We start from the raw sequence: 25,980 nt of genomic DNA, 5'->3' as shown, positions 1-25,980 counted from the left end.
TATGTTTGAAAGTAAAAAATACCCTGAAATTAGATATGACCACTTTACTGATGCTTGGGAACAGCATAGGTTTTCTGCACTTGTAAGTCGAGTTTCCACTTCAAGTGAGGATGAAAGTCTCCCTAGGGTAGAGTATGAAGATATTGTTTCAGGGAAAGGACAACTTAATAAGAATATTTTTCGAAAAAAAAGTAAGAAGAAAGGTATTGAATTTAAACCAGGAGATATTCTTTTTGGGAAGTTGCGGCCATATCTTAAAAATTGGTTGCGGCCAGATTTTACAGGTATTGCAGTAGGTGATTTTTGGGTTTTTCGTCCTGAAGATACGGATAGTGATTTTATATATTCATTAATCCAAACTAATAAGTATCAAACAGTCGCAAATTTATCCACTGGAACAAAAATGCCTCGTTCAGATTGGGCAGTTGTTTCCAATACAGAATTTAAAGTACCTTCAAGTGTGGAAGAACAGATTAAAATTGGTGACGTCTTCAAACAATTAGACCAGTCTATCGCTCTTCACCAACATAAGTTCGAAAAAATGGTTTTCATGAAAAAGGCTTTACTTGAAAAAATGTTTCCGAAAAAGGGAAAAGATAAACCAGATATTCGTTTTGAAGAATTTACAGCTCCATGGGAAGAGCGGAAGTTAGGTGATTTGGCTACTTCATTTGAATATGGATTGAATGCAGCTGCTAAAGAATATGATGGGAAAAATAAGTATCTTCGCATTACAGATATTAATGAAAACAGTCGAGAGTTCATTAAAGATAATTTAACTTCACCTAATATAGAGTTGGATAAGGCGGACAATTACCTACTTTCAAAAGGCGATATCCTTTTTGCAAGAACAGGTGCTAGTGTTGGCAAAACTTATAGGTACAGGGAAACTGATGGGAAGGTTTATTATGCAGGATTCTTAATTAGAGCACGTATTAATGAATCTAATGACTCAGAATTTATTTATCAAAATACACTGACTGATGCCTATAGCAACTTCATTAAAATTACATCTCAACGCTCTGGGCAACCGGGGGTTAACGCCCGGGAATATGCTAGTTTCAAACTTGCAGTACCATCAAAGAAGGAACAAGTAAAAATTGGAGAGTTCTTCATTCAAATAGACGCGCTTATAGCTCTCCAACAGCTTGAGTTGGGGAAATTAGTTAATATTAAAAAAGCATTACTTCAAAAGATGTTTGTTTAAGGGGGGATAGCAGTTGGTTTTTACAAATGAAGCGGAGTTTGAGGAAGCATTAATCAACTTGTTGCTATCACAAAAAGGCTGGGAGGAAGTAATTAAATTCCCAACCGAAGAAGATTTAATAAGAAACTGGGCGGATATACTCTTTCAAAATAACCGTGATATAGATCGTTTAAATAATGTCCCATTAACTAATAGTGAAATGCAACAGATTATGGAAAAGATTACAGAGCTTCGTACTCCACTAAACCTTAATGGGTTTATCAATGGAAAATCAATTTCAATTACACGAGATAATCCTGAAGACAAGATACATCTTGGAAAAGAGGTTAGCTTGAAAATTTATGACCGTTTAGAAATTGCGGGCGGTCAAAGTCGCTACCAAATTGCACAACAGCCATATTTTCCAACGAAATCAAAAATATTAAACGATCGTCGTGGAGATTTAATGTTGCTGATTAACGGCATGCCTGTCATTCATATTGAGATGAAGCGTTCCGGTGTTTCTGTAAGTCAAGCATATAATCAAATTGAGAAATACGCGAACGAAGGAATTTATACCGGGTTATTCTCTTTAGTTCAAGTATTTGTAGCGATGGAACCAGAGGAAACTGTTTACTTTGCTAATCCAGGGCCTGACGGGAAATTTAATTCTGATTTCTATTTTCATTGGGCAGATTTCAATAATGAACCTCTGAATAATTGGAAAGATATTGCAGGTTCACTATTATCTATTCCAATGGCGCACCAATTAATAGGATTTTACACCGTTCCAGATAGTGGTGACGGAGTGTTGAAAGTTATGCGTAGCTATCAGTATTACGCTGCGAATGCGATTTCCAATAAGGTTGCAAAGACAAAATGGGATGGCAAGAGCATGCTTGGGGGCTATATTTGGCATACTACTGGATCAGGTAAAACCATGACAAGTTTCAAATCTGCACAGTTAATTGCCAACTCAAAAGATGCGGATAAGGTTCTGTTCCTAATGGATAGAATAGAACTTGGTACGCAATCTCTTGATGTTTATCGTGGTTTCGCTGAAGTGAACGAAGAAGTACAAGCCACGGAAAACACCAACGTACTCATTACCAAGCTAAAGAGTTCGAGCCCCGCAGATACGTTGATTGTGACTTCCATTCAAAAGATGTCACGTATTAAAGATGATGAAGGCGGATTAAATTCAAAAGACCTTGAAGTAATGAGGTCAAAACGTATTGTTTTCATCATAGATGAAGCGCATCGTTCAACTTTTGGAGACATGTTAATTACTATTAAAGAGATGTTTCCATCTGCTATTTTCTTTGGGTTCACTGGAACTCCAATTCATAAAGAAAATCAAAGGAAGATGAATACGACTGCAACAGTATTTGGAGACGAATTGCACCGCTACAGTATCGCTGATGGGATTCGGGACGAGAATGTACTTGGTTTTGACCCATATAAAGTTTTGACTTATAGGGATCGTGACCTGCGGAAAGAGGTAGCACTCCATCAGGCAAAAGCAAAATCTGAAGAAGAAGCAATAAAAGATCAGCGAAAATCTAAAATTTATTATAAGTTTCTTAATTCTACTCAAGTTCCAATGGCTGGGTATAAGGATTCGTTAGAAAACTATCACAAAGGTATTGAAGATTATGTACCAAAGTCACAATATGAACTTGAGGTTCACCGTAAAACAGTTGTACGGGACATCTTAGATAACTGGATGACATTGAGTCACGCGAGCAAATTTCATGCTATATTTGCGACAAGTAGCATTCCTGAAGCTATCATGTACTATAGACTATTAAATAAGAATGAAATTGGCTTGAAAGTAACCGCGCTATTTGACCCCAATATCGATAACATGGGTGATGTCGAATTTAAGGAAGACGGTTTGGTTGAAATTATTGAAGACTATAATGAACGATACGGTCAAGATTTTTCTATCGCTACGCACGCCAAATTAAAGAAAGATATTGCCTCTAGACTCTCACATAAGAAGCCATACGTCATGATTGAACGCGAGCCAAATCAACAAATTGATATTTTAATTGTTGTCGATCAGATGTTGACAGGTTTTGATTCGAAATGGATTAATACTTTATACATGGATAAATTGATGAAGTATGACAATATTATTCAGGCATTTTCACGTACAAATCGTTTGTTTGGCCCAGAGAAGCCGTTTGGTACAATTCGTTATTATAGATACCCAAATACGATGGAGCGCAATATAAATGAAGCAGTTAAGATATATTCCGGTGATAAGCCTGTTGAGTTATTTGTTCAGAAGCTTGAAGGTAATCTTAGGAAGTTGAATACCATCTTCGAAGAAATAAAAAATGTTTTCGAAACAGCGGGGGTTGAAAACTTTGAGAAATTACCCGAAGATTTTACAGCGAGAGGAAAATTCGCTTCCTTGTTTAAAGGCTTCAATGAATACTTGGAAGCCTCGCGAATTCAAGGCTTCAAATGGGAGAGAAGGGACTATGATTTCTCTCATGGACAAGGAAAACCAAAAACATCAGTTGTAATGAAGTTTGATGAAACAGATTATCTGATATTAGCTTTACGCTACAAGGAGCTATTTAGCGGCGGTGGCAGCGGTGGAGAAAGCGAAGTTCCATTTGAAGTGGAAGGATATCTTACAGAAATTGATACGGGTGTAATTGATACTAATTACATGAATTCACGTTTTCAAAAATATCTTCGCTTGATTAATCAAACAGGAGTTACAAAACAAGCTATTGAAGATGCGTTAAATGATCTTCACACAACATTTTCAACATTGACGCAAGAAGAGCAAAAGTATGCGAATATTTTCATGTATGATGTTCAAAGTGGAAACATTGTCGTAGAAACTGGTAAGACACTTAAGGATTATATTATTGAGTATCGTGCAAAAGCAGAAAACGATCAGATTCATAAATTTGCTGAATTACTAGGTCTTAATGAAGCAGAATTGCGGAAAATGATGAGCCTTAAAATCACAGAGTCCAATATCAATGAATATAATCGGTTTGATAACTTGAAAAAAACTGTTGTTAAAGAGAGAGCTAGGTCTTATTTTGAAAAAATTAGTGGAAAGTCAATAAAGCCATATCAGGTCAATATACGTATTGATGAGTTTTTACGCAAATTCTTACTAGAAGGTGGATTTGAAATAGAGACAGTAGATGAAAATCTCGAATACAACACTCTAGATGATAAAACAGGAATTAGGTATTGAACTTGAGCTGAACCAATGAATCCTAATGAGATGAGAAAAAATGCCGCTGCACTTTAATATTTATAGTTTTACATCAATAAATACTGCCCCCGCAACACAAATTTGTTAAAACGTAGTCAAATACGTAGTCAAGCATTTGCAATAGCAGCGATAAACCCTTATAATTAGCGGTATTATAGCGTTTATCCTCGTGGCGGGTTCGACTCCCGCCGCCTCCATAGAAATTATGGACAAAAGCAAATTTAAGAAGCGCAAATTCTCTACCATGGAGGATTTGCGCTTCTTTTTTTGTGCGAGCATTTAAGAATTCCTGTTCGCTTTCTATAGAGTAAGTGATAGAATGGGAGGTACAGCGACATACGGCGGATGGGCGGTTGGCACTCCCTTGGGAAAGGGGGTGTTTATATGGTGACATACGAAGCAATGACAATGATGTTCCAATTTGGAATGTTCCTCGTAGCAACGGCAACAGCCATTGTAGCGATAATTGCTCTATACACCAAAAGAAAAAAGTAACTACCCTCCGCTAACCGGTAAGTAAGCAGGGTAGTTACTCTTATAAAAACTCTCGTGATACTGGCCGACCGCACTTCAAGCGGATGTCAGCTGTATTGACTGGGTGTTAGCGCACCCGGTCTTTTTTAAGTATATGTTCAGTTTACCACAATCATACGGAGAATACATGTGTTATGACGATTGGACGGATTAATTGTAGGGTACTTGTGCAGAGAACTATTCAGTAAATACACTACAATTGGATGAAAATAAAAGCATGAAGCTATTAAGTATAGATTTATTCTGACTGGGTGTATTTTCATTCAAGTTGGTTGAATTATCATGAATTTTTGTTGCAGGTACCTTTCACTAAATGCGAAAAGGGGGATAATAATATGATAGATGTTAAATCAATGAAAGAACGAAAGAAATTAAGATTAGAAATTTTAGAAGAACTGTATAATCTTCATTTTTTTTCTCCTACACAAAATAATTGTTTGATTGTCAAATCGAATGAGTTATACGGGGAAAGAAATAGCGAAAAACACTTAGCTTATCATTATCTTGTTACATCTGGTTATATTCAAATAGATATTTCTGGAGATAGTTCAGGTGTAAGTATTACAGCTAAAGGTATTGATTATGTAGAATCTATTTATGAATAAAATTAAAATTCCGAAATAGATTTTAGATGCTAATTATTATTGCCGTCTGGATATTAGTTCTGTATTGCAACGAATTTATGATAACTTGTATAAGTAAAATAACTTTAAAAGCGTCTTGTCCGTTGTGGATAAAGGCGCTGTTTTGATTTAACGATCTGGTACCAATTTCATTTTTCTGTGCTTTGGGCTGGATACTTACTCATTAGAAGAAAATCAACTAGACCCTATCAGCATAGCATACAATGAACAACGATTACATTTGAACAGGAGGGTTTGAGGTTAACGGGAAACGTACATTGTTGGATATGCAAATGGGAGATGTAAATGGGGATGGTATCATGGACACCGTTTATTTGTATGGTCAATTTGATGGACCACCAGGTATCTATGCCGATAACATTACGCTTGTGATTCGTGATGGACGGACAACTAAAAGTACAACCGTTCATCTGAAAAATAACGCCGGCTATAATGCGCGCTTGTTTCTTGGAGATTTCAACAAAGATGGTGTCCCTGACATTATGATAAGTATGGATACGGGCGGCAGTGGGGGATATCGTATTTTTTATATCTATTCCTTTAGGAATAACAGGTTACGAGAATTGTTCAACAGTGATGACTACGATGACAAATATGAATTCGAAGCACATTATGAGAATTTCTATAAAGTGCGTGTGGAAAGCTCTCAGCTTAACGTTTTATTCATCATAGACATTGGTACCAAAGGCTTTGATTATTTATCTCAGTTTTATAACAGTAATGGGCTATTAAAAAATCCAGTACAAGGCGGAGTTCTTGGTATAGGAGCCTTATTCCCAATTAATACAACAAACAGAAACAATTATTTTGATTTATTGGCCTTGCAACGTATTATTGGACCAACCAATTCAGATACATTAGGATATGTTGAAAATCTATTGTCGTGGCAAGACATCGAATTTATTTCAAATCGACTGACTGTGTCTGTATTTGGCGTGGATAGTAAGTGACAGAAGAAAAAGGTATTTTAATTTTAGGTAGTCTCTGTATTAAGGTGCCTGTACACTCAATCATGAAAGTTTAAACATTATCGTTTGTTCCAATTAACGTGATTGTTTGATTGCCGGTCGCCTTATTTTAAGAGCATTTTATCCATAAAACCATTGATATGTGGCGTGCAAGTGAGGAGACGGATTGTTAGGTGTGTCCGAGCAAGAAACATTGTTATGACGACACAGTGGGAGAAAGACGATGACAGCGACGGTTTAAGTGAATGCAGATGGCCTTACCGGCGCTATGTGATTACCTTTTATTAGAATCATGCTGCCAATAGTGGGTTTGGGAGTTCGTTAAACAAGGTTTACCTGTTTACAAATATACAGATCGCCTCATGTGATTTACATGAAGCGGTCTTTTTTTGCCTGTAATCAATTAGTTAAGACGTACATTTACCCATACCTAATATGAGCTCTCCCATGAAAGCTGTTGCATCGGCCACCCCTTACTCTTAGTTGGATTTCAAGCTAATAAAAATTAACGTGATTCCAACAAAAAGGCAGACCATTCGCATGAGAGAAATTTTTTCAGTGAGACCGAATAATGCGATTGCCGTAGTGATGATTAAGATACAAGGACCTACAAGAGCTAGTAACGTGTTGATGTAAAAAGCTTTTTCCAAATCATTAAACTTGTACATTAGCATGGCTGCAGTGATGTCAATACTGCCTGAAAAGATCCGCAATAAGATAATTAGTAACAATGCTCTTTCAACCAATCATGTTGCCTCGTTCCCTTCATTATTCATCCATTTTATTTGAGTTTTCCCCTTGGACTTTTCTTACTATATGTAAGCCGGCCTGTGTTCATTATAAAAAAACCACTTCTGCGAAACAGGAAGTAATTGAATTCAAGTTGGACTTGGCGAAAGGAGAACCATAGTGATTGCAGATAAGCAATGCATGTCTTTATGCAATGCTGTAGTTGTGCTAATTACTCACGCAATTCAATGGGGTGTTTTGTTAGTTTGAGTGGCTGGCACCGTATTCACCACCGTCTCCATAAGTTTTATGGAAAACAGTATTGATAAGAAGCATAGCTCCCCAGTTTGGGGAATCCATGCTTCTTTTTTGTATAAGTTTCAATCTGTTGAAAGGCAAGTGGTTGGATTAGGAATATAAAAAGAAATAGAAGAGAGACCTTCTATTTCTTAAAGGGGATATCCAACAGTTCCGGTACTGTGACAAACTCGTACCCTTGCTCTTGCAGTGTCGGGATAATTTGGTGAAGCGATTTGATTGTATTGGTCCGATCTCCGTCCAATTCTGCTCCGTCGTGCATGAGAATAATCGCGCCTGGATGAATAATGTCTAGCACATTTGAAGCAATAACTTCCGGCGGGTCTTCCTGCCAATCCAACGAATCAACCGACCAGCCAATCACGTAATAGTTCATGTCGCGTAGCTTTTCGACTAATTCATTGTACAAGAAGCCATAGGGTGGTCTAAATAATTTTGTCCGGTACCCAATGATGCCGTTAAGCGTGTCCTCCGTTTTAGTTACTTCCTGCTCTAAGGTATCGAGGTCCGCTTCTGCGACTAGGTTGGGATGGGCGTACGTATGGTTCCCGATGACATGCCCCTCGTTTTGCATACGCTTAACAATTTCAGGATTCGCCATGGCTTTTGATCCTAACACGAAGAATGTTGCTGGTACATTGTACTGTTTTAATACATCTAATACATCATTTGAAAAACGCGGGTCAGGACCATCATCAAAAGTTAAAGCAACTCGTTTTTGATAAGTTGGCCCTTGTAAGAAAAATAGTTCTGGATACCGTTGTTGTAAAATTCTTAGGTCAACGGGCTGCTGTTTAGGCGTATCTTCTTCCTGATCATTTTGTATAACCGTTTTCGACCATTGCCGCGATACATTTATCGAGGGATCCTCATTCGCGTGAACAGTCACGATTTCTGTTATATGAAAACTAAAGAAACCTCCCGTGACCAACAACCACTTGAAAAGTAGACCTTTCATCCATTCATCTCCTTTTTTAATGCTTCGTGTTGATAACAGATGCTATTCATTATCCCCATTGTTATTTTTGACGGAAGCGGGGTTATTATGAAAAAGAAGTGAACGTGGTACTAACTCCTGAGTTTGATGGAAAAGGCACCATTACACCACATAATAACGGGCAATGGCATGAATAAAAATCAATATCAGAATGGATAAACTTCATGTATCTTACATTGTAAACGACTTGATAATGTATAATTTCTTGTGCCGTGGAATAGCATATAGAAATTATGTTTTCTATCTGCTTGCAGTTCCTTGTAGTTTACTTGCAGTTAGGATAGAATGGGGGGCAAGAGGTGAGTATAATGTTAACGATGTTTGAAAAGAGAGTGTTTGATGATAAGGCAGAAAACATCACAGAACGTATCTTTGAGAATGAAAATGAGAGTATTTTATTCTTCAAAGTATTGGTGAACTATTTAGATATGACATCCAAGAACAAATTGGGATTGGACAAGTTATCTGAGTCTGTACTTGAAAATTCCTTGGAAATGAAAGCTTATTTTTTAGAAACATTGAAAGCTATGGCTGAAATTGCGGCACGAGCGGATGAACTAACACCCGTATATACAACTGGTCAGCTTGCCAAATATTTTGGAGTTTCAATCACGACTATCAACAATTGGATAAACGAAGGTAAATTTATTGGTGTAGAGAGAATTGAAAAGAATATACAGTCGAGAATTAGTGCAGATACCTTGTGGAAGGCAAAAACAGGAAAACTTTATTCGGTTGCTCAAATCGTGAAAGAATGGGAAGAAGAACAAAAAGCATTGGGTAACAATAGGTACGACACAGATGAAGTGAAGTTTTTAACCGAACAATTGGTGTTGTATGAGAAGAAATACGGGGGAGATTTCGAGGGGACATTGGGATTGAAAGAAGAATTGTCTTCTGAAGAACAGACCGATGCTGCTGCTTGGTCTTATTTTAGAAGAAAGTTTGATGGCTTACGTGATGATAAACTTACCGGCAACTAATTATTCATTATTAGAAAAGGAGTTTGAAGAAATAATCGAGATTCGAAATGGCGCGAATGGCTTACCCTCCGAGGCTGGTGCTATTAGAAAAACAATTGTTTTTTCGGATTTTCAGAAACTACCTTGCCAGGAATTTATTAAAGATGGCATGATTAATTATTTTCACTATGATTACTATGATGAAAAAGGGAATATCATTATGAAATTTCATTCAGAGGAGCATCCTGAGAACCCAGAAATTCAAAAGATGCAGCACTACCCTTTTCATATCCATGTGAAAGAAAATGCAATGGATCTGAAAGCGGATAAACGAATTCCCTATCCAGATGTTCTTAATTTGAAAGAATTATATAGCATTATGGAATTCATCGTACTCACAAAAAGAATTATCACTCCGTTTCAATCAGGAAGAACGTCTAGAAAAAGGTGAGTTGATTAAAAGATTATCAGACCATTTTACTTGAAAGTAAAGTGCTTGGCAGAGCGACCGAGCCTAGGTTGCAACATATAGCGGGTGGGATTCACGTCGGGTAAGGACTAGCAATCTGCCCGTAGCGAGTCTTCCCCCGCAACCAACAACCACTTAAATAGTAGATCTTTCATCCATTCATCTCCTTTTTATTGCTTCGTGTTGGTTTGATAACAGATGCTATTCATTATCCCCATTGTTATTTTTGAAGAAAGCGGGGTTATTATGCAAAAAGAAGTGAACGTGATGCTGAAACCATTTAGCAGTTAATGATTGTCTGGTTAAAATTAGGTGCCAGGCAATCTAATATTCGTGTATTGGAACAAACATGGAATGTTGGAACTTTCACGATTGAATGAGAGACAGGCACCATACACCAACAAATGTCTTTAAAAAGAATAGCTGACAATTTAAAGATATGTTATAATATCCCAGGAATAAATTAGATGTTAATTTAGGTAAAATTAGGGGTGTTGGCATGGGGAATATTACTACGTTGATGGTTGGGAACAGTCCGATGGAAAGCGAACGGATTCTATTGCGTCCAGTTTCGTTCGATGATGCGGAGGATATGTTTGAATATACATCAGATGAAGAAACAACTCGTTTTCTTTATTCAGCACATAAAGAGTTAGACCAGACAAAGAATTTCATAGCGAATTACTTTATGAAAGAACCTATTGGCAAATACGCAATCGTGATAAAAGAAAGCGGAAAAATGATTGGCGCGATTGAGTTCAGGGTTCATGAATATAATAATAGCGGAGAATTGGGGTACACGGTAAATCGACATTATTGGGGTAATGGCTATGCGACTGAAGCTGGGAATTTAATTCTCGACTTAGCTTTTAATGTACTTGGCTTAGAGCGTGTATTCGCGGCATATGAAGTGAAGAATGTGGCTTCTGGAAAATTACTAGAACGCTTAGGCATGAAATGTGAAGGGATTCTTCGAAAAAGTGAAATGATCAAAGGTGTTTTAGTGGATAGCGCGTATCATTCCATATTAAAAGAAGAATATAGACCTGGCGCAATAAGATAAATTCTTTGAGTTCCTTGGACGTCATCTATAAGCAAAATAATTAAGGCCAGTTTTCATTGTTCACATGACAACTGGCTTTAAGTCTAAGCCTGAAATATAAAAACACACGCCAATACGGCGCATAGCGCGAATAGCCCTGATATGATTGTTTGCGTGCCAGGCACCTTAACTTGGCGTGTCTCAATCTATATTCCTAAAAAAGGCTGTCTCAGAAAGTCAGTGCTTACTGACTTTTAGGACAGCCTTTTTTCAACTCTATGGTTTCGAGTAATAACTAACTTTTGACTCTAACAAGACGAAGTGCATTTAAGATAACGATTAGCGCAGCACCGGTATCACTTAATACAGCAATCCACAATGTTAACCATCCTGGGAAGATTAATAGCAATGCAATTGCTTTTACGATTAATGAAAACCATATATTTTGCTTAATAATTCTCAATGCTTTTCGACTTAATTTCATTGTATGGGGGAGTTGTTCTAGGTTATCAGCCATTAACACAATATCTGCTGTCTCCATTGCTGTATCCGTACCAGCGCCGCCCATCGCGATTCCAAGGTTAGCAGTCGCTAGTGCAGGGGCGTCGTTTATGCCATCGCCAACCATTGCTACTTGATAACCTTCTTTTTGCAGTTGTTTGATCGCTTCTACTTTATCTTCCGGTAATAGTTCAGAGAAGTGTCGGTTCACACCAGCTTCTAGAGCGATTGCTTTCGCTGTCCCTTCATTATCTCCTGTTAGCATTACGACTTGTTTAACACCTATTTTTGTTAAGTTTTCTATCGATAGTTTAGTTGTCTTACGAATCGTGTCCGAAACACAGATGACCCCTAAAATAGTTTCACTTGTACCTATGATGATAATGGTTTTTCCCTCGTCCTGAAGACGTTGGATTGTCTCTAGGTGTGTATCCATCGGCGTGCCGATTTCTGCGAATAACTTTATATTTCCTGCGGAATAGGTACGTTCATTAATGGTTGCTTGAACGCCCTTTCCAGCAAGGTTTCTGAAATTTGTTCCATTCTTCGCTTGAATGCCTTTTTCTTTCGCATACTGTACGACGGTCTTTGCGATCGGGTGTGTGGAATATTCTTCTAATGTACGAGCAATCGATAACAGGTTTTCTTCTGAATCATTAAAGACCACAACATCCGTAACTTTCGGCTTTCCTTCGGTAAGTGTTCCAGTTTTGTCGAAGGCAATGGCGTTAATAGATCCAGCATTCTCTAAAAATGTCCCACCTTTAATGAGCACACCGTGTTTAGCTGCATTTCCTAGCGCCGTTACAATCGCTACTGGAGTGGATATAACAAGCGCACAAGGACAAGCAATGACTAACAGCATTAATCCTTTATAGATCCATTCCTCCCAAGTGCCAAAAGCAACTAATGGGGGAACAAGCATTACCAATAGGGCAAGGAGAAATACAACGGGTGTATAAATTCGAGCGAACTTATCGATGAACGCTTCAGAAGGCGCCTTTTTTTCTTGGGCTTCTTCAACTAAATGAATAATTTTAGCAATCGTCGTATCTTCAACTAGCTTTGTAACGTTGACAGTAAGTGAGCCATGTTCATTGATGGAGCCTGCGTAAACGAGATTGCCAATTCCTTTATCGACTGGAATGGATTCTCCTGTTATAGCCGCTTGATTGACACTGGACTCGCCGTCTATGATTTCTCCATCTAACGGGATTCTATCTCCAGGCTTCACGATAATCACGTCATTGACGGATACATCTTCGACAGGCTTTTTGATGATGTCTTCTCCAACTTTAACCCACGCTTCCGGAGGAGTTAACTCCATTAGACCTCGAATCGATTTGCGCGTTTTTTCGATTGCCCGGTTTTGCAAGTTAAGGCCTAATGCGAACAGCCAGACAACAGTTGCTCCTTCCAACCATTCTCCTAAAAATGCAGCCCCGATTGCCGCTGCTGACATGAGGACATTCATGTCCAAGGAACGGCTTCTAATGGCATAATAGGCACTTTTTACAGGTTTAAATCCGCTTATGATCATTGCGATTGCATACATTGCTGTTGTAAGGGAAGTAGAAATCCCCGTATAAGAGCCGATGAAGCCTAACGCAATTAATACACCTGAAAAAATGACGGCTCCATTTTGATTGTTCGCACGGGTGGGGGATGTGCTCTGTCTATTGGCGGTAATGAGAGACGCTTTAAATCCAGCTTTTGAAACTTCTTTCACAATTTCTTCTGGACTATTATCATGTTCTATTTTCATTTTACCGGTTGAAAAATTGACCTGTACATGCTGGACAGAGGGGAGTGTATTCAAGTGATTTTCAATTGTTAAAGCACAAGATCCACAATCCATACCTTCAATGATGTAATTCTTCACGTTATTATTTGTTTTTATCGGCTCGACTTCAAAGCCTAACCGCTTCATTTGTTTTTGAATGGACTCAAATTCAAGTTCTTCAGTCGAGGTAACTGTCATTTTTCCTGTACTATAATTCACATGTACTTCATTAATGTTCTCTTTAGAAGTTAAGCTTTTTTCAATTGTTGCCGCACAGGCGGGACAATCCATTCCATAGACTCGAAACTCTTCTCTACTACAATCGTCAGTGCTTATCGTAACTGGATTTGATGTAGTCACTGAACTGCTGCAGCAAGACGATTTTTCGGTGTTTTCATTCGCCATTACTGGCGTTAAGCTACAACAATCATCTTCCGCTTCAGATTTCGTCGCATCACTACTGCAGCATTCTGTTTTCTCACTTTGCTCTGTCTCGTGTTGAAGTACCTGAGTGCTACTGCAGCACGATGTTTGTTTCACTGGATTTTGAGGTTCTGTCGTAGAACAACATGATTTAGCCATTTTTCCACTCCTTAACTAATATGGTTTTTACAACAAGCGACGTCATTTTCAATCTGACTCAGTACATTGTCAAATGTGCTTAACAGCTCTTTAATTTCTTGATTTCTCAAGCCGTAGTAGACGTATTTTCCCTCTTGCCTGCCTACGATGATTCCACAGCCTCTGAGACATGCGAGATGTTGTGATATATTTGACTGATTTCCATCAATACCTTCCACAATTTGTGAAACAGTCTTTTCCTCGTCTTTGATAAAATCCAATATTTGAACCCTTGTTTTGTCTCCAATTGCACGTAGAAACTTCACTTTAAGGTCTAAATCTGTCTGTATCATAGAATACCTCCTCGTTATATTAGACAGCACTAATACGTTTTGTTTTTATCATATTAGCAATCTCTAATATGTGTGTCAATGTTGATGTTCTTGTTTACAATGTTGAATAATCCTAGCTCAGTGAGGTTTTTGAACGACCTATTTTGATATACCACGATGATTGTGCCTAATGAAAGGAAGTGGAAATGTGAAGAGAGTTATTTATGCAACGCTGCTTGTACTATTGCTATTTTCATCTACCGCCTCTGCGCATACGAGTCTAACTAACTCGTCACCTGCGGATGGCGATGTGATTACGGAAGAGATTCATGAGATTGTATTGGAATTTAATACAAAAATTGAATCGACAAGCACATTGAAAGTTTTTAACGAGATGAATGAAGAGGTTGTCAGTCATACAGAAGTAAATGATCATGTGATGACGAGTGGTTTCATGGAACCTGTTGATAATGGTACATATACGGTGGAGTGGAAGATCATCGGTGCGGATGGACATCCGATTCAAGACACTTATTCATTTATGGTCAGTCGAGAAGATAAAAACCTCGCAGAATTGGAGAATGATGAAGAAATACCTTTTGCACCGAATGAAAACTTGGAAGAAAAAATCGTGCAACCAATTGAGGCTCCTTCAAAAATAGCTTCAAATGATGTTTTGGTTGTAATACTTGTTATTTTATTCACGTTGGCCGGTGGTTTTATTGGCTGGTTTATAGGAAGAAGGCAAAAATAAATGATTTGGGTTTATATTTCGGAAAGTTTATTGTATCTCTGTTTTTCGTTATTAATGGGCACATTTATCATTCAATTCATCCCGGAACGGTTGAAGCCTACGATACATATCCCGAAGCGATTAGTTCAATTGTCGGTAGTAGGCGTTGTGCTTTTTTCGGTTGTTCCTGTCATTAGAGTTGTCCTATTTCTGTATGAAGATATTGGCTTGTTCTCGACGATGGAAAGCGTTCTAAGTGGATTTGAAGTCGGAAGAGCTTGGAATCTTACGGTGATACTTGCCATTTTCTTTTACTTATTCGTTTCGTTATTCCCGGTATTGAAAAGCAAAGTCCTGTCAGGGATCGCTCTTGCATTCACACTCATTCTTCTTTTCGCATTGGGGTGGGCGAGCCATGCTGCCTCTCTAACCGAATGGAGTGGGTTCGTTGTCCATTCATTGCACTTTTTAGCCGTTACTGTGTGGATTGGAATCCTTCTCATTGTCGGCTGGTGTTCAAAAGACCAGAAAAATTGGATTTCTTACTTAAAGTGGTTTACGCCTTTGGCAATCGTATGTTTTCTTACAATTGCAGGAACCGGGTTATTCCTTATGACGTTGGTCATTGAAGTGAACGATTACGCGGACGCCTGGACGGTACCGTATGGACAAGCTTTGTTGATGAAGCACTTGACGATCATCCCGGTTTTATTTTTTGCTTTTATGAATGGATTTTGGATTCGGCGCAGATTGAGTCGTCAGGAACCAATCAATCCAGTGGCTTGGTTGAAGTTCGAAAGTATACTCCTGTTCTTTACATTTGTGGCGACCGGCGTCTTAGGGCAACAGGAGCCCCCTCATAGTATTGAGATAATGCTCGCGGGAAGTGGGCCATCAGCTCTCTTCGATTATTTCTATTTGGGTGTGATTGATCCTGCGATGAGTTTGCATTTCTCGTGGAATACATTAAACGTATTGTTTTTCATTGTAGCCATTATTTTCATGTGGCTTATTATATACAGCTTTAAGAAAAAGACAGCTGCAGTAGTTCCCTTTTTCATGGGAATGTTCAGTGTCCTATCTCTTTATTTCGGGTTAATGGCTAGTATACAATAAACAAATAGCAGGGAAGGGTTAGTAGTACTGTTGCTTGCTTAAATAGCATTTGTGATTTTGGCATACAGTATAGTATAGCTTCAGTCATTCATTCAATCATCACGTCAAGCGTACTAATTGTAGGATCGCGCACGGTTTTGTAAAATGAGGAAAAGAGGGAGGCGAACGTTTGATGAATGAAGAAGTTAAAAATCTATCGGATGTGCTTTTGAAAAGCTTGTATGATTACCACTTCGCGATGAACGGAGGCAGTTACAACTTACCGAAAGCGATGCTAAATGCCGATGTCAATAGCAAGTTAGCTATCGACCACTTGCTGGAAACGGGTTACGCAACAGATAGCGGGCAAGGGTCGGAGCATCTCGTTTTAACTATTACACCGCAAGGCATAGATTATATCAACAATAAATGAGAGCTGCCGTAGATTTTATATATAAAGCAACAGAAGCATGAACTTTCCGGTTGGGAGGGTCATGCTTTTCTTTAATTACTGCTTTGATAGTTGTTAAAAGCCTGCATAGATAGCACTTAACGTGTATACTACAGTGAAAATGAGGACGTGGGAGTGAGACTTCACTATGCAATATGACGCGAAAAATCCTGAGGCGTATTTGGAAATGCTTGAAGATGATTGGCGAAAAGAGAAACTACTTGCAATTCGACAGATGATTTTGACTTATGCACCTGAACTGGAAGAGGTCATACGCTATAAGATGCTGAATTATGGGACAGAGGATAACTATGTACTCGCGTTAAATGCGCAAAAACAGTATGTTAGCCTCTATGTAGGTACAATCGAAAAGGTGGAAAATGCCGAAACCTTATTAGCAGGCTATAAGTATGGAAAAGGTTGTATTCGCGTTAAAAAATCGATAAAGATAGAAGAGACGGGTTTGGAACAATTCATTCATAAAACTATCGATATGTGGCGAGCTGGTGAGGATACGGCTTGTTGATGGAAATTTATGGTGCCAGCGTATTCAATCGTCGTATTACAATATACCAAAGGGCCTGATTCTTCACGAATTAGGTTCTTTTTTATTGATATGAATGGAAAAGGGGGCAGGAAATGTCTTCATGGTGGAGATCAACAAGGAAATCTATGTTATTAGAATTACTCTTGAACGATAATTTTAATAGTTAACAACATTTGAAACTTATTGCTTTAAAAAACGTATAGTAAATAAATTTAAATTATTAAAGGGAGAGTTGTATGAAACCTATCAAAAAGTATTCGATAGTATGGATGTTAATTTTTCTTTTAGCGGGCTGCTCTTACTTGTCACCGAAAGGTCCATCCGAAGAAACATTGAGTATCAAGCCGTATACATTGAGCGATCATGAGGGCGTATTGCTTACGATGGCAGGAGCTGAAATTCCAGAAATCTTTACAGTGGACGGGAAAATCGCTGAAGGTGAAGATCTCAAGTATTCAGTCGAGGTCTACCATGACGGAAAATTCAAAGAGGAATTGCTGTTGACATCTTCGACGATTGACAAGCAATTCAAAGGGGACCTGATTGCATTTAATGTAGCGGAAATTGATGAAAAACAAGCAAAAATCACGCTCAGTTACCCTTCAGGAAGCACATCGACCACATACCCCATTGAAGTTGCAAGCTTAGCCCGTTCATTCGGGAGTCTCGTAGAATCAGATTCCACTCTCATAAAAGACAAACCGAGCTATCTTGCAGCTTGGGTCGGGACGAAAGGCAGCATGCTCCGAGGTGTCGTTCCTTCGGATAATGGCGGGTTGCCTAATGCACTTGAAACTTATGACATTGCCCTGCTGTACAAAGTCGTCTGGACAGATGCGGGACGGGACTGAAAATCTATGGTGCCAGTCATTCATTCAAACGCAAAAGTTCAAACAAACATGTTTATTTAAGTTAACGTGTTAGTTGGAGTCACTCACGCAATTACATCTCCATGTCATATCAATTGAAGTGTGCTATTTATATACAACCATGCCAAAAAACTCGTTTCCAATTAACAAAAATCCAGTTCGTAGAAAGTAAGCACTTTCATTACCATAAAGCGTATAATCGTTCATAGATTTAACATATTTTAATAAAAGAATTACATTGAAACCTGTCGTTTGCGTGATATAATGAAAATCTAAATTACACATCCACTCATATAATCGCAGGGATATGGCCTGCAAGTTTCTACCGGTCCACCGTAAATGGACTGACTATGAGAAGCAAAGTAGAAAAAGTTCATGCGTTCATGCATGTGGCTTTTTTATTCATTCGGTTAACTTAAACTCCGAATGACCTTGCTCCACTCATGTATTGAATGGATGCACGGTCATTTGGGTTTTTTTAGTTCCAATTGATCGTGAATAAAAAGGAGGACATCAGGATGAAGCAGCTACAGGATAAAATTATGCAGGATGGAAAAGTGCTATCCGATCAAGTGTTGAAAGTGGATTCGTTTTTGAATCACCAAATCGATCCTCCGCTGATGAAGGCAGTTGGTGAAGAATTTGCGGAACGGTTCAAAGAGTCCGGTATTACAAAAGTACTCTCGATTGAATCATCTGGAATTGCACCCGCAATGATGACGGGGTTAGTTTTAGGTGTACCTGCGATTTTTGCTCGTAAACGCAAATCATTAACGATGAGCAATCATTTATATACAGCTGACGTTCATTCCTTCACGAAAAATGAAACGAATGAAATATCCGTCTCTAAGGATTTCCTGAAAAAAGGAGATAAGGTGTTAATTCTTGATGATTTTCTTGCGAATGGACAAGCAGTCCTCGGGCTTCTTGATATCGTAGAACAAGCCGAAGCGGAGCTTGTTGGCGTTGCGATTGTTATCGAAAAAGGATTCCAACCAGGTGGTGCGATGATCCGTGAAAAAGGGATTCGCGTTGAATCATTGGCAATTCTCGAATCGCTTGCAGATGGAAAAGTCAAATTCAAAGAAGAAGGTCCTTCCCTATGAAATCGGTCGTTTTAGGAGTTCAGCATTTACTCGCTATGTACGCCGGTGCGATTCTTGTTCCGCTTATTGTAGGACAGGCAATCGGTTTAACTTCTACACAATTGACGTACCTTGTTTCGATTGATATTTTGATGTGCGGGATTGCGACGATCTTGCAAATTATGAGCAACCGATTTTTTGGAATCGGGTTGCCGGTCGTTTTAGGATGTACGTTTACAGCGGTCGGGCCAATGATTTCAATCGGGGATAACTACAGTATTTCTGCAATTTACGGGGCAGTTATCGCATCTGGTTTGATCATCGTGCTGATCAGTACGTTTTTCGGGAGGTTAATAAAGCTCTTCCCACCAGTTGTGACGGGTTCTGTAGTGACGATCATTGGTATTACTCTAATACCTGTCGCTTTAAATAATATGGGTGGGGGAATGGGCGCTCCGGATTTCGGATCGACGACAAACATCCTTCTGTCGTTTGGAACGCTTCTAAGCATCATCCTTTTATATCGATTTACAACAGGTTTCTTTAGATCGATTTCGATTTTACTAGGGATGGCAGCAGGCACGGTAGCCGCCATGATGATGGGCGTCGTGGATTTCAGTGCTGTAAAAGAAGCTTCTGCTTTCCATATAGTAACGCCTTTCTATCTTGGCACTCCGACATTCCATCTCTATCCAATCCTGACGATGACGTTAGTCGCTATGGTTTCATTAGTGGAATCTACTGGCGTGTATTTTGCATTAGGCGATATAACAGAGAAGGAGATTAAAGAGAAGGATTTGGTGAAAGGCTATCGTGCCGAAGGGTTGTCGTCGTTAATCGGCGGGATCTTCAATGCATTCCCGTATACGACATTTTCACAAAACGTTGGATTGGTACAAATGTCTGGCGTCAAATCACGCAGAGTCATTTTAATCACGGCAATCATGCTTGTGTCACTAGGCTTCATGCCGAAAATTGCAGCGATGGCAACCGTAATCCCAACTTCTGTGTTGGGCGGTGCAATGGTGGCAATGTTCGGCATGGTTATTTCACAAGGCATTAAAATGTTGAGCAAAGTTGTAGCGGATACGGACAACGCAATGATCATCGCTTGTTCAATAGGACTGGGACTTGGCGTATCCGTCGTGCCTGAAATTTTCGCGAACCTTCCTGAAAACTTCCAAATGCTCACGAGCAACGGAATTGTAGCAGGCAGCTTAACAGCCATTACATTAAATATCATGTTCAATATGCTTCCTTCTAAAAAGCGCAAGAAAGCAGCACAGGCACAGTTAATCGAGCAAGAGGTATAATGAAAATAAAGTAGCAAGCAAAAACGAGACTCCTCTATAGGGTCTCGTTTTTGTTAGTCCTAAATGTAAGATATGTAAGGAACTTTCATCGGAACTCAGTTGTTTTCAATATTTCAATATATACTTATCCTGTTTTCTCTACAGCGATTATACGCAAGTACTCGTTTTCAGTCCGGCTTAATCTCTTCCATATACCCTTTTATATCACTTTCCGACATTTCCCCAGTTATGATTCTTACAATTTTACCTTCTGGGTTAATAAGAAATGTGGTTGGTAGTGGTTTAACATTATACGCTTGCATAACACTTTTCGTCTGATCGATTAGCGTGGGGAAGACCATACCATATTGTCCAGCGAATGCTCGAACTTTAAAATCCGGTTCGGCAATATTGACTGCTAATATTTGTACACCATCGTTCTTATACACCTCGTATTGTCTACCCATGGCTGGCATCTCCTTTTTACACGGAGCACACCACGATCCCCAAAAGTTTAGAAAGACTCCTTGTCCTTTATACGTTGATAGTTGATGTTCTTTCCCATCTAAATCAACGAGCGCAAAGTCAGGGGCATCATCTCCGACCTGTAACACATCATATTTCTCTTTTGCAAAACCAGTGTAGATTGTAAAGATTGTGGCTACTGCTAGAAGGGATAATGTGATAACTCTGAAAATAAAGCGATTCCTCTTTTTGTTGTTCAATGATAAAGGCTCCTTTCAATGTCTGCAAAACGGATCGTATGCGGAAATAACTATATAATGAGTAGTATACAAATAAGTTTTGAATAATGTGTGCAGACACAAAGAAGTCATGAATTTGTATGAACGTAGTGGCTCTACTTGCTTCTGCATATCTTTTTGACAATTGTTTTCTATACTAATTGCATGGGGAGAGGAGATTGAACGGTCATGAATAAAATCTCGAAAAAACTAGCGGCATACTTTATCATTTCTTTCCTTGTCCTTGAAACAATTTTAATGATGTATTTGCACCAAAATATTGTTCATACAAGGGTAGATGAAGAATACGCCCGCCTGTTAGCGACGGGCTCAAACCATCGTAATGTTTTAATAGACAATTATTCAGAAGACACGATTACCCATATCATTTTAATGGAAGCTGAAGGGGACAGAGGTGTAATCATTACTGGAGAAAATGGTAATGTCATTCTTAGTTCTGATGAAAAGTTGGAAAGTCTGTTACCATCTATGTCCTTCTTGCAAAACCCTGAAGACCAAATCGATCAAGTCATTAATACTGAATGGGAGTCTTCACCATATATCATTAGCGCTCACCCATACAAAATTGATGATACTAAATTAGGATATGTTTTAATGTTTCAAAGCACCGAGCCAATTGAACGTTTAGTAAGCAAGCTCAATTTCCATTTCGGTTTGGCAGGAGGAGCAATTATTGTCATCCTGTTTATCATCTATTCAATCTTGTCCAAATTTCTTACACGTCCTTTGATCCGAATGAAGGAAGCAACGGAGAAGTTAAGCGAAGGGAAATTCGATGTAAGTCTTCCCGCAGGAGGCAATGATGAGCTTGGCGAACTATCAGTTGCGATTCGGAAGTTGGCATCAGACTTGGAGCGAATGAAAAAAGAACGAAATGAGTTTTTAGCATCCATCTCTCATGAATTGAGTACACCTTTAACGTACTTGATAGGCTATTTAAAAGTGGCAATGAGACAGGACTTAACGGAAGAGGAAAGAAATCATTATTTAATGATTATTGCAGAAGAATCAGATCGTATGAAGGATCTGTTAAAAAACTTGATGGATTTAGCGAAAATGGATGAAATGACTTTCGTTGTTTCGAAGACGAACTTTTCATCACGGAAATTTGCTGAAGATATTTACCGACTTGTTGAACCTTCCTTTGCTTTAAAAAACATCAATTTGAATTTGATAGGATTGGAAGATTTTTCAATTCATGCAGATCCATTGCGACTCGAACAGATTGTACTGAATCTATTGGACAATGCTTTAAAGTATTCAAGCGAACATACAACTGTGCTGTTTGAAATTACAAAAGATCAAAATCGAACTGTTATTACCGTTGAGGATGAAGGTATCGGTATACCTCAAGAACAAATCGGGATGATTTTCGAGAAACTTTTTAGGGTTGAAAAATCACGGTCCAGAACATTTGGTGGCTCAGGCCTTGGACTTGCGATTGTGAAAGAACTAGTAGAAGCACATGGAGGATCGATCGAAGTACAAAGCGAAGTTCATAAAGGTAGCAAGTTTACAATTAAGATTTAAATCGGTAAGGAGTTGGACAAATGCAGAAAATCTTACTAATAGATGATGAAAAGAGAATGCTTGATTTACTGGAATTGTTTTTAGAACCCCATGGCTTCAGTTGTATAAAAGTAGACACAGGGGAGAAAGGATTGGAAATTGTAAAGGACGGAATAGTCGATCTCGTGTTGTTGGATGTCATGATGCCTGATTTGGACGGATGGGCTGTATGTAAGAAAATAAGAGAATTGTCAACGGTTCCAGTCATAATGCTGACAGCTAGAACAGACAAAGAAGATATTGTAAAAGGCCTTGAATTCGGGGCAGATGATTATATTACAAAGCCTTTTGACGAACGGGAACTTGTCGCAAGAGTGAATGCCTTACTACGCCGAACTTCAAATGATGATGAGGAAAACAGTCATACAGTGCATGGGGATTTTATATTAAATCGGGATGCTTATTCATTACAGTACAAAAACGCGGAAGTGCAATTGACTTTAAAGGAATTTTATATTATCGAGGCGCTAATTACCCATCCAAAAAGAACATTTACACGTGAACAACTATTGCGAACGGCATGGGACTATAACACATTTACGGATATTCGAACGGTGGACTCGCATATTCGAAATTTAAGGGAAAAACTACGAGTAGCGGGTTTTCCAATTCATGAATTTTTATTAACTGTGTGGGGAATCGGTTACAAGTGGAACTAAAGGAGAGCGTAATGATGAAAAAACTGGCGAAATCTATTGGTGTGGCGAGCATCGTCCTGATTTTATCTGCATGTAATACGACTAAGGATGATACCTATACGTTTAATGAATTGAAAAATAGTAAAATCGACCATCTACACGGTTTAGGTTATATAAATGGTGGTCCACAAGTGGTCATCTCAACACATGAAGGGCTTTATGCTTATGATGAGGAAGGTTGGAAAGAGGCGAATAGTGAAAAACATGACTATATGGGGTTCCAAGCCGTGCGTGAAGGTTTCTTTTCTAGCGGACATCCAGAACCTAATTCAAACTTGAAAAATCCTCTTGGACTTGTGAAGAGTACGGATCGTGGCGCGAGTTTTGATAAGTTAGCATTTTACGGAGAGATAGACTTTCACTATATGGCAGTAGGGTACGAGTCGAATGCCATTTATGCATTGAATGAAATGCCGACTAAAGAGATGACTGCAGGCCTTCACTATTCACTCGATGAGGGAGAGTCGTGGAAAGAGGCTTCCATGAACGGATTCGACTCCGAGTTCATCTCGAATTTAGCTGCCCATCCAACACGCGAAGAAATGATAGGAATCGGTAGTCAAGAAGGATTGTATATATCACAGGACTACGGTGAAAACTTTGCGCCTCTCAATAACGCAAGGAAGGTTACTTTTGTAGCGTTAACTAAAACAGGAGGACTTTATGCGAGCTACGAGAATGATGTTGTGAAACTACACTCGTTTTTGTTAGATGAAAAAGCAGAATCGGAAATTCTTCTTCCAGATGAAATTGCTCCAATTATTTATATTGCTGTTAATCCAGTGGATCAACAGGAGATTGTGATTGCCACATATACGAATGATATTTACAGAAAAACAGATGATGGCGTGAATTGGGAAACTCTTGCTAGAGAAGGAGAGTTACTACATTGATTTTACGGGTGGTGTATTTAGGTGTATGGATTTCTAACGAAAATTAGTCAACTAATTATAGAACCTGTTACTGGGGTTATAAATTCATTCGCAGATTACCCACTTATTGTTGCATTACTGCTAGGAGTGGTTGGCGCTGTTGCACCCTGTCAATTGACAGGGAATATGAGTGCCATCACCCTATACGGTAATCGTACAATTCAATTTAAAACAGATTGGCTCGAAATAGTATCTTTTATCGCGGGGAAAGTAGTCGTGTTTAGCACATTTGGTCTTTTGGCATGGATGTTCGGTCAAACATTCGAATCCAAGATGACTGAGTATTTTCCGCTATTCCGTAAAGCAATCGGTCCTCTCATTATTTTTACTGGGCTTGTACTATTAGGTTTTTTGAAGCTGACAATTTTTCAACGTTTGACTATGCGTATTCCAGTACGAATGCGAGAAGGAAAGATGGGCTCTTTTCTTTTAGGCGCAAGCTTTTCACTCGCGTTTTGTCCAACAATGTTTGTTCTCTTTTTCGTTTGGTTAATGCCACTCGTTTCGTCAACCTCTTATGGTCTCGTACTCCCTGCAGTTTTTGGCATTGCAACATCATTTCCCCTTCTCCTTATATTCCTGATTATTTGGCTATTTGAAACAGACCGTCGAATCATGAGGAAGAGTGTAAAGATTGGCCGGGTCGTTCAACGTGTAGCAGGACTGCTCTTAGTGCTAATAGGCGTGTTGGACACAATCACGTACTGGGGGATTTAAGGAATTTATTTTCCTTTTTCAAAAGAAAGGGTGTTCAAATTTGTTTACTGATTTAAATTTATTTCTAGCATTCGGAGCAGGTCTTCTGAACTTCATATCACCATGTACATTACCGCTTTACCCAGCTTTTATCTCATATATCACAGGCATGTCATTGGATGAATTGAAATCGGATAAAGTGAAAATTAGAAAGAACAGTATTATTCATACGTTGTTGTTCTTACTTGGATTTTCAGTCATTTTCATATTTCTTGGGTTCAGTTCGTCTTTCGTAGGCACTTTCTTTATCCAATATCAAGATGTTCTACGACAAATGGGATCCATTTTCATTATTATTTTTGGTTTAATGATAATTGGCCTTTTCACACCTGCATTCCTTATGAAAGAGAAGAAACTGCAATTTAAAAACCGCCCTGCCGGCTATTTTGGCACGTTTCTTATTGGGCTTGCGTTTGCAGCGGGATGGACACCGTGTACCGGTCCAATTACCGGGGCCGTTTTCATGCTCGCTTCTCAAAATCCGGGGGCTGGTATTTGGTATATGCTTGCCTATGTACTTGGATTCGCAATTCCATTTTTTGTACTTTCCATTTTCATTACTCGGGTTAAATGGATTCAAAACTATAGCCGAACCATTACGAAAGTCGGCGGTTATATTATGATCGCACTAGGGTTTCTATTGTTCTTTGACGGCTTGACGTTCATTATTTCTTGGCTTAGTCCATTCTTTGGAGATTTCATGGGGTTTTAACAATACATTAAAATCTTTTAAGGAGTAATCGATAAATGAGTATACTAAAATGCCAATCGGTTATATGTGAGAAATGCGGTCGATCGCAGTCGTAGAAGCGAAAATAGTAGATTATAAGTATGCAGTCTGAAGGGACAGCATGAACATTACATACTAATTGGAATGGAATTATATATCGTTGCCTTGTATTCATTTGCA

25 protein-coding genes and 1 riboswitch are annotated in these 25,980 nt (G+C 38.8%); of the genes, 20 read left to right on the top strand and 5 right to left on the bottom strand.

Going from position 1 to position 25,980, the window contains the following annotated elements:
* The first annotated feature begins 1 nt into the window (after position 1).
* The 5 genes from QWT69_RS11435 (at position 2) to QWT69_RS11415 (ending at position 6,567) form a co-directional block, all read left to right on the top strand.
* A complete protein-coding gene (locus tag QWT69_RS11435; protein ID WP_317965790.1) occupies positions 2–1,207 on the top strand; it encodes a restriction endonuclease subunit S in 1,206 nt (401 codons plus the stop codon).
* A gap of 13 nt (positions 1,208–1,220) precedes the next feature.
* Positions 1,221–4,418, top strand: coding sequence for a type I restriction endonuclease subunit R, EcoR124 family (locus tag QWT69_RS11430; protein WP_317965788.1), 3,198 nt, complete (start codon positions 1,221–1,223; stop codon positions 4,416–4,418).
* Positions 4,419–4,823: 405 nt separating this feature from the next.
* A complete protein-coding gene (locus QWT69_RS11425; protein ID WP_317965786.1) occupies positions 4,824–4,934 on the top strand; it encodes a putative holin-like toxin in 111 nt (36 codons plus the stop codon).
* A 374-nt stretch (positions 4,935–5,308) separates the two neighbouring features.
* Positions 5,309–5,578 (top strand): hypothetical protein, encoded by a 270-nt coding sequence (locus tag QWT69_RS11420; RefSeq protein WP_317965784.1) that lies wholly within the window; start codon positions 5,309–5,311, stop codon positions 5,576–5,578.
* Between the two features lie 305 nt (positions 5,579–5,883).
* Positions 5,884–6,567: an FG-GAP-like repeat-containing protein gene (locus QWT69_RS11415; protein ID WP_317971053.1), complete on the top strand. Its 684-nt coding sequence runs from the start codon at positions 5,884–5,886 to the stop codon at positions 6,565–6,567.
* Positions 6,568–7,064: 497 nt separating this feature from the next.
* Here QWT69_RS11415 and QWT69_RS11410 read toward each other — a convergent pair whose 3' ends face one another.
* Together QWT69_RS11410 and QWT69_RS11405 are read right to left on the bottom strand one after the other, a co-directional pair.
* On the bottom strand, positions 7,065–7,331 hold the full coding sequence (locus QWT69_RS11410; RefSeq protein ID WP_317965783.1) for a YqhV family protein: 267 nt from the start codon (positions 7,329–7,331) through the stop codon (positions 7,065–7,067).
* 425 nt (positions 7,332–7,756) lie between these two features.
* Entirely contained in the window at positions 7,757–8,590 is an 834-nt protein-coding gene (locus QWT69_RS11405) for a polysaccharide deacetylase family protein (RefSeq protein WP_317965781.1), read from the bottom strand.
* A gap of 347 nt (positions 8,591–8,937) precedes the next feature.
* Between QWT69_RS11405 and QWT69_RS11400 the strand changes: the two genes are divergently transcribed.
* The 3 genes from QWT69_RS11400 (at position 8,938) to QWT69_RS11390 (ending at position 11,123) form a co-directional block, all read left to right on the top strand.
* Positions 8,938–9,612: a MerR family transcriptional regulator gene (locus tag QWT69_RS11400; protein ID WP_317965779.1), complete on the top strand. Its 675-nt coding sequence runs from the start codon at positions 8,938–8,940 to the stop codon at positions 9,610–9,612.
* Positions 9,578–10,042 (top strand): toxin-antitoxin system TumE family protein, encoded by a 465-nt coding sequence (locus tag QWT69_RS11395; protein ID WP_317965777.1) that lies wholly within the window; start codon positions 9,578–9,580, stop codon positions 10,040–10,042. The genes QWT69_RS11400 and QWT69_RS11395 overlap by 35 nt, the downstream gene beginning before the upstream one ends.
* A gap of 517 nt (positions 10,043–10,559) precedes the next feature.
* Positions 10,560–11,123, top strand: a complete 564-nt coding sequence (locus QWT69_RS11390; RefSeq protein WP_317965775.1) for a GNAT family N-acetyltransferase — start codon at positions 10,560–10,562, stop codon at positions 11,121–11,123.
* Between the two features lie 274 nt (positions 11,124–11,397).
* On the opposite strand, the gene QWT69_RS11385 is transcribed toward QWT69_RS11390, so the two are convergent.
* Positions 11,398–13,968, bottom strand: a complete 2,571-nt coding sequence (locus tag QWT69_RS11385; RefSeq protein ID WP_317965773.1) for a heavy metal translocating P-type ATPase — start codon at positions 13,966–13,968, stop codon at positions 11,398–11,400.
* A gap of 11 nt (positions 13,969–13,979) precedes the next feature.
* Positions 13,980–14,300, bottom strand: a complete 321-nt coding sequence (locus QWT69_RS11380) for an ArsR/SmtB family transcription factor (protein ID WP_317965771.1) — start codon at positions 14,298–14,300, stop codon at positions 13,980–13,982.
* 187 nt (positions 14,301–14,487) lie between these two features.
* Between QWT69_RS11380 and QWT69_RS11375 the strand changes: the two genes are divergently transcribed.
* The 7 genes from QWT69_RS11375 (at position 14,488) to QWT69_RS11345 (ending at position 20,372) form a co-directional block, all read left to right on the top strand.
* The gene (locus QWT69_RS11375; protein ID WP_317965769.1) at positions 14,488–15,033 is read left to right on the top strand and encodes a copper resistance CopC family protein; all 546 of its coding nucleotides are present in this window, start codon (positions 14,488–14,490) and stop codon (positions 15,031–15,033) included.
* Positions 15,034–16,128 (top strand): copper resistance D family protein, encoded by a 1,095-nt coding sequence (locus QWT69_RS11370; protein ID WP_317965767.1) that lies wholly within the window; start codon positions 15,034–15,036, stop codon positions 16,126–16,128.
* A gap of 169 nt (positions 16,129–16,297) precedes the next feature.
* Positions 16,298–16,540, top strand: a complete 243-nt coding sequence (locus QWT69_RS11365) for a hypothetical protein (RefSeq protein ID WP_317965765.1) — start codon at positions 16,298–16,300, stop codon at positions 16,538–16,540.
* A gap of 166 nt (positions 16,541–16,706) precedes the next feature.
* Positions 16,707–17,084 carry an iron chaperone gene (locus tag QWT69_RS11360; RefSeq protein ID WP_317965763.1) on the top strand — a complete coding sequence of 126 codons (378 nt, stop codon included), beginning with the start codon at positions 16,707–16,709 and terminating at the stop codon, positions 17,082–17,084.
* A 257-nt stretch (positions 17,085–17,341) separates the two neighbouring features.
* A complete protein-coding gene (locus QWT69_RS11355; RefSeq protein ID WP_317965761.1) occupies positions 17,342–17,956 on the top strand; it encodes a hypothetical protein in 615 nt (204 codons plus the stop codon).
* Positions 17,957–18,243: 287 nt separating this feature from the next.
* A riboswitch (purine riboswitch) is annotated at positions 18,244–18,345 on the top strand.
* A 147-nt stretch (positions 18,346–18,492) separates the two neighbouring features.
* Complete coding sequence (locus QWT69_RS11350; protein WP_317965759.1) at positions 18,493–19,080, top strand: xanthine phosphoribosyltransferase; 588 nt, start codon at positions 18,493–18,495, stop codon at positions 19,078–19,080.
* Positions 19,077–20,372, top strand: coding sequence for a nucleobase:cation symporter-2 family protein (locus QWT69_RS11345; protein ID WP_317965757.1), 1,296 nt, complete (start codon positions 19,077–19,079; stop codon positions 20,370–20,372). Before QWT69_RS11350 ends, QWT69_RS11345 begins: the two co-directional genes overlap by 4 nt.
* Before the next feature lie 167 nt (positions 20,373–20,539).
* On the opposite strand, the gene resA is transcribed toward QWT69_RS11345, so the two are convergent.
* Positions 20,540–21,076, bottom strand: a complete 537-nt coding sequence (gene resA / locus QWT69_RS11340; protein ID WP_317965755.1) for a thiol-disulfide oxidoreductase ResA — start codon at positions 21,074–21,076, stop codon at positions 20,540–20,542.
* 207 nt (positions 21,077–21,283) lie between these two features.
* On the opposite strand from resA, the gene QWT69_RS11335 reads away from it, so the two are divergent.
* Genes QWT69_RS11335 through QWT69_RS11315 form a run of 5 tightly spaced genes read left to right on the top strand, consistent with a single transcriptional unit; the run spans position 21,284 to position 25,782 of the window.
* Positions 21,284–22,645, top strand: a complete 1,362-nt coding sequence (locus QWT69_RS11335) for a sensor histidine kinase (protein ID WP_317965753.1) — start codon at positions 21,284–21,286, stop codon at positions 22,643–22,645.
* A gap of 20 nt (positions 22,646–22,665) precedes the next feature.
* Positions 22,666–23,343: a response regulator transcription factor gene (locus QWT69_RS11330; protein WP_317965751.1), complete on the top strand. Its 678-nt coding sequence runs from the start codon at positions 22,666–22,668 to the stop codon at positions 23,341–23,343.
* An 11-nt stretch (positions 23,344–23,354) separates the two neighbouring features.
* Positions 23,355–24,275: a F510_1955 family glycosylhydrolase gene (locus tag QWT69_RS11325; protein WP_317965749.1), complete on the top strand. Its 921-nt coding sequence runs from the start codon at positions 23,355–23,357 to the stop codon at positions 24,273–24,275.
* Positions 24,276–24,296: 21 nt separating this feature from the next.
* Entirely contained in the window at positions 24,297–25,031 is a 735-nt protein-coding gene (locus QWT69_RS11320; RefSeq protein WP_317965747.1) for an urease accessory protein UreH domain-containing protein, read from the top strand.
* Between the two features lie 40 nt (positions 25,032–25,071).
* Positions 25,072–25,782, top strand: a complete 711-nt coding sequence (locus QWT69_RS11315) for a cytochrome c biogenesis CcdA family protein (protein ID WP_317965745.1) — start codon at positions 25,072–25,074, stop codon at positions 25,780–25,782.
* Positions 25,783–25,980 lie beyond the last annotated feature (198 nt).

This window comes from Sporosarcina oncorhynchi (assembly GCF_033304615.1).
Taxonomy (GTDB): Bacteria; Bacillota; Bacilli; order Bacillales_A; family Planococcaceae; genus Sporosarcina; species Sporosarcina oncorhynchi.
Note: the sequence above shows the minus strand (reverse complement) of the source record. Positions and strands in the feature narration are given on the sequence as shown.

Coding starts and splice junctions, on each gene's coding strand:
- QWT69_RS11400 (WP_317965779.1), top strand. CDS start 8,938: ATGTTAACGATGTTTGAAAAGAGAGTGTTTGATGATAAGGCAGAAAAC.
- QWT69_RS11350 (WP_317965759.1), top strand. CDS start 18,493: ATGAAGCAGCTACAGGATAAAATTATGCAGGATGGAAAAGTGCTATCC.
- QWT69_RS11335 (WP_317965753.1), top strand. CDS start 21,284: ATGAATAAAATCTCGAAAAAACTAGCGGCATACTTTATCATTTCTTTC.
- QWT69_RS11405 (WP_317965781.1), bottom strand. CDS start 8,590: ATGAAAGGTCTACTTTTCAAGTGGTTGTTGGTCACGGGAGGTTTCTTT.
- QWT69_RS11380 (WP_317965771.1), bottom strand. CDS start 14,300: ATGATACAGACAGATTTAGACCTTAAAGTGAAGTTTCTACGTGCAATT.
- QWT69_RS11425 (WP_317965786.1), top strand. CDS start 4,824: ATGGTGACATACGAAGCAATGACAATGATGTTCCAATTTGGAATGTTC.
- QWT69_RS11355 (WP_317965761.1), top strand. CDS start 17,342: ATGAAACCTATCAAAAAGTATTCGATAGTATGGATGTTAATTTTTCTT.
- QWT69_RS11330 (WP_317965751.1), top strand. CDS start 22,666: ATGCAGAAAATCTTACTAATAGATGATGAAAAGAGAATGCTTGATTTA.
- QWT69_RS11325 (WP_317965749.1), top strand. CDS start 23,355: ATGATGAAAAAACTGGCGAAATCTATTGGTGTGGCGAGCATCGTCCTG.
- QWT69_RS11360 (WP_317965763.1), top strand. CDS start 16,707: ATGCAATATGACGCGAAAAATCCTGAGGCGTATTTGGAAATGCTTGAA.
- QWT69_RS11415 (WP_317971053.1), top strand. CDS start 5,884: ATGCAAATGGGAGATGTAAATGGGGATGGTATCATGGACACCGTTTAT.
- QWT69_RS11385 (WP_317965773.1), bottom strand. CDS start 13,968: ATGGCTAAATCATGTTGTTCTACGACAGAACCTCAAAATCCAGTGAAA.
- QWT69_RS11370 (WP_317965767.1), top strand. CDS start 15,034: ATGATTTGGGTTTATATTTCGGAAAGTTTATTGTATCTCTGTTTTTCG.
- QWT69_RS11390 (WP_317965775.1), top strand. CDS start 10,560: ATGGGGAATATTACTACGTTGATGGTTGGGAACAGTCCGATGGAAAGC.
- QWT69_RS11420 (WP_317965784.1), top strand. CDS start 5,309: ATGATAGATGTTAAATCAATGAAAGAACGAAAGAAATTAAGATTAGAA.
- QWT69_RS11435 (WP_317965790.1), top strand. CDS start 2: ATGTTTGAAAGTAAAAAATACCCTGAAATTAGATATGACCACTTTACT.
- QWT69_RS11395 (WP_317965777.1), top strand. CDS start 9,578: ATGGCTTACGTGATGATAAACTTACCGGCAACTAATTATTCATTATTA.
- QWT69_RS11345 (WP_317965757.1), top strand. CDS start 19,077: ATGAAATCGGTCGTTTTAGGAGTTCAGCATTTACTCGCTATGTACGCC.